The organism is Pseudomonas sp. I2 (assembly GCF_040984075.1).
Taxonomy (GTDB): Bacteria; Pseudomonadota; Gammaproteobacteria; order Pseudomonadales; family Pseudomonadaceae; genus Aquipseudomonas; species Aquipseudomonas guariconensis_B.
Genome location: NZ_JBCGFQ010000231.1, coordinates 1 through 386, shown reverse-complemented (window position 1 = coordinate 386; position 386 = coordinate 1). Strand labels below are relative to the sequence as shown.

Here is a 386-nt window from a genome sequence, read left to right as displayed (position 1 = left end):
AAGCCGAAGACCGCATCCGAGATCTGCGCATGTCTCGTGGGCTCGGGATGGCGATGCTCAGCACCGGCGCGCTGGGCTTTATGCGCGAGAACAGCAAAGATTTTGAGCTTGGGGTAGCGATGCTGCCGGCCAAAGAGCAGCGTGCGGTGCCGATCGGCGGCGCCAGCCTGGTGAGCTTTAAAGGCATCAACGAGGCGCAGAAGAAAGCGGCGTATCAGTTCCTGACCTATCTGGTGAGCCCCGAGGTGAACGGCGCGTGGAGCCGCTTCACCGGCTACTTCTCGCCGCGCAAGGCGTCATACGATACGCCGGAGATGAAGGCCTATCTGCAGCAGGATCCGCGGGCGGCGATCGCCCTTGAGCAGCTGAAGTACGCCCATCCATGG

General features: G+C 62.4%; 1 protein-coding gene. It reads left to right on the top strand.

Going from position 1 to position 386, the window contains the following annotated elements:
• Nucleotides 1–47 precede the first annotated feature (47 nt).
• Nucleotides 48–386: extracellular solute-binding protein (locus WCE05_RS26390; protein WP_368816895.1), on the top strand; the 339-nt coding region annotated here is incomplete at its 3' end.